Consider the following 3442-nt stretch of genomic DNA (forward strand, 5'->3'; position numbering starts at 1 on the left):
CTGGGCGCGGCCCTGGGGCCGACGGCGCTGCTGCTGGTGCTCGCCCTGGCCGCCGTGCCTGCCGCCGGCCGCGCCGACGGCTGGAATCCGGACTTCCCGACCCGTCTGCGGATCGCCCTCGCCCTCGTCCTACAGGGCCTCGGCGGCGGCTTCACCGTCCGCGACGAGTCGTTGCCCGTCCCGTCCCCGCCCGCTCGGGAGAGCGCCTTCGGCGGCTGGCCCTCGTCCCCGGGCGGCAGTGAACTGACACTGTCCGCCGTCCCGTTGACCGTCACCGCGCTGTGGATCGCCGCCGTCGCCATCGGCTGCCGGCTGCGCGACCGGATCGTGCGGTCCGCCGGAGCGCGCCTGGCCCTGGTCGCCGACGGGTCCGGCGGGGGCTGGCAGCGGACGGTGCGACCGGTGCCGGTGGCCGAGGCGTCGGCGGCCGAACCGGTCGCGGAACCGGTGCCGGTCGACCCGGCACAGCTCGCCTACGTCATCTACACCTCGGGCTCCACCGGCGAGCCCAAGGGAGTGGAGATCACCCACGCGGCCGCCGCCAACACCATCGACGACGTCAACGCCCGCTACCGCGTGGGGTCCGACGACGTGACCCTGCAGGTCTCGGCGCTCGACTTCGACCTGTCCGTCTACGACCTGTTCGGGCTGCTCGCAGTCGGCGGCACCGTGGTGACCCTCACCGAGGACGTCCGGCGGGAGGCCGCCGTGTGGGCCGGTCTCGCCGCCGAGCACGGGGTCACCGTCTGGAACACGGTGCCCACCCTGCTCGACATGCTGCTGGTGGCCTGCGAGTCGGGCACCGGCCTGCCCCGGCTGCGGGTGGCGATCGTCTCCGGCGACTGGGTCGGGCTGGATCTGCCCGACCGGCTCCGGGCGAGCGCCCCGAACGCCCTCCTCGTCGCCATGGGCGGCGCCACCGAGGCCTCGATCTGGTCGAACGCCCACGACGTGAAGGGCGTCGACCCGGCATGGGTGTCGATCCCGTACGGGCGTCCGCTGGCCAACCAGCGCTTCCGCGTGGTGGACGCACACGGCCGGGACCGTCCCGACTTCGTGCCCGGCGAGCTGTGGATCGGGGGTGCCGGTGTGGCGCTCGGCTACCGCGGCGACCCCGACCGGACCGCGGCCTCCTTCGTGACGGCCGGGGGCGAACGGTGGTACCGCACCGGCGACCTGGGCCGCTACCACCCCTCGGGGGTCCTGGAGTTCCTGGGTCGGCGCGACCACCAGGTCAAGGTGCGCGGGCACCGGATCGAACTCGGCGAGATCGAGACCAGGCTGCGTGAGCTGCCCGGTGTCGCGAACGCGGTGGCATGGGTCGACAGCAGCGCCGGAGTGCGCCGCCTGGCCGCGGTCGTCACCCCGGAGCAGGGCGCCGACCCCGCGCCGGACGGAGCGGACCTGCTGGCCGCGCTGGCCGGGCACCTGCCGCCGCACATGCTCCCCGAACACCTCACCGTCGTCGACCGGCTGCCGCTGAACGCGAACGCCAAGGTGGACCGCGCCGCCGTCGCGCAGACGTACGGGCTGCGCCGCGCGGCGGAGACGGCACCGGCGGACGACGGGCCGCGGGGGGACACCGAACGCGCGGTGGCCGAGGTGTGGGCCGCGCTGCTGGAGGCTCCCGAAGTGGGCCGTACCGCCAACTTCTTCGGTCTGGGCGGCGACAGCCTCACCGCGACCCGGGTCGTCCAGCAGTTCTCCCAGCGCTTCGGTGTGGAGCTCTCGCTGCGCCAGCTCTTCAACCACCCGACCATCGCCGAGATCGCCGCCGTCGTCGACGCCGAGATCTCCGACAGCCACCAGCACGAAGCGTCCGTCCGACTGGAAGAAGGTGTCCTGTGACCGCCGCCGACATCATCAGCGAACTCGAACAGGTCGGCCTGCGCCTGTGGGAGGACGAGGGCAGACTCCGTTTCCGGGGCCCGGAGGGCGCGATGACCCCCGAGCGCCGGGAACTGCTCGCCGGCTGCCGGGAGGACGTGCTCCGGGCCCTGCGCGAGCGCAGCCCGCAACAGGTGCGGTCCGATCCCTCCTCGGCCCACGAGCCGTTCCCGCTCACCGAGGTGCAGTCCGCCTACCTGCTGGGCCGCCGGGGCGCCTTCGAGTACGGCTCGGTGCCCTGCCACGCCTACGGCGAGCTGGAGTTCCCCGCGCTCGACCGCGACCGGCTGCTGCGGGCCTGGCACCGGGTGGTCGACCGGCACGAGATGCTGCGTGTGGTCATCGACTACGACGGCTACCAGCGGGTGCTGAAGGACCCGCCCGACCCGGTCATCGGCTGGCACGACACGACCGGACTGCCGGAGGCAGCGGGCCGGGAGACCCTCCGCGAGGTGCGCGGCCGGCTCTCCGCCGAGTCCAAGGACGTCACCACGTGCCCGCTGTACTCCCTGGAGGTCACCGAGTTCGCCGACCGGGCCGTACTGCACTTCTCCATCGACTTCCTGATCGCCGACTACGTGAGCATCTACCGGCTGCTCGACGAGTTCGGCACCTTCTACGAGGACCCCGACGCCGTTCTCGCGGCGCCCGGGATCTCGTTCCGCGACTATCTGCGGGCGGAACGGGCGGTGCGCCAGGGCCCCGCCTACGAGCGTGACCGCGACTACTGGACGTCGCGGCTGGACAGCCTGCCGCCAGCCCCCGAACTGCCGTTGGTCGACCGGCCCAGCCGGCAGGGCCCCGCCGGTTTCACCCGCCGCGAGCTGCGCCTGGAGCCCGCACTGTGGTCGGCGCTCAAGGCCCGTGCCGGGGAGCAGGGGGTCTCCGCCTCGACGGCCGTGATGGCCGCGTACGCCGAGGTGATCGGCCGCTGGAGCCGCAGTCCCCGGTTCACCCTCGACGTGACGGTGCTCAGCCGGCTGCCACTGCACCCGGACGTGGACGACATCGTGGGCGACTTCACCTCCGTCGAACTGCTGGCCGTCGACGGCGGCTGCGCCGGTACCTTCGCCGAACGCGCCCGCAGGTCTGCCGAGCAGCTCTTCGAGGACCTCGACCACCGGCTGTTCTCGGGCGTGGAGGTGCTGCGCGAGCTCACCCGCCGCCGGGGCCAGCAGGGTTCGATGATGCCCGTGGTGTTCACCAGCGCCATCGGACTCTCCGACGGTCTCGCTCCGCAGGGCATGATGCGGTCCGAGATCCGCAACGGCATCAGCCAGACGCCGCAGGTCTGGGTGGACTGCCAGGCGATGGAGGCCCAAGGCGCGCTGCTCGTCAACTGGGACGCGCGAGACGACACCGTGCCCGGGCCGGTGCTCGACGACATGTTCGCCGCGTTCCGCGACCTGCTGCACCGGCTCGCCGACGGGGACGGCGCATGGGACAGCGACCCGCTCGCGCTCCCCGAGCACCAGGCACGGCAGCGGGCGGCGGCCAACGACACGGCCGGGCCGGTCGGCGACACGCTGCTGCACCGGGCACTGCTCGACGAGGC

General features: G+C 73.4%; 2 protein-coding genes. Both read left to right on the plus strand.

All coding sequences use genetic code 11. From position 1 onward, the window contains the following. Nucleotides 1–1848: non-ribosomal peptide synthetase (locus ACYVE9_RS19680; RefSeq protein WP_461029201.1), on the plus strand; the 1848-nt coding region annotated here is incomplete at its 5' end. Beyond that, nucleotides 1845–3442: condensation domain-containing protein (locus ACYVE9_RS19685; RefSeq protein WP_461029202.1), on the plus strand; the 1598-nt coding region annotated here is incomplete at its 3' end. The genes ACYVE9_RS19680 and ACYVE9_RS19685, both read left to right, overlap by 4 nt.

The sequence above is a fragment of the Streptomyces sparsus genome (genome assembly GCF_054776295.1).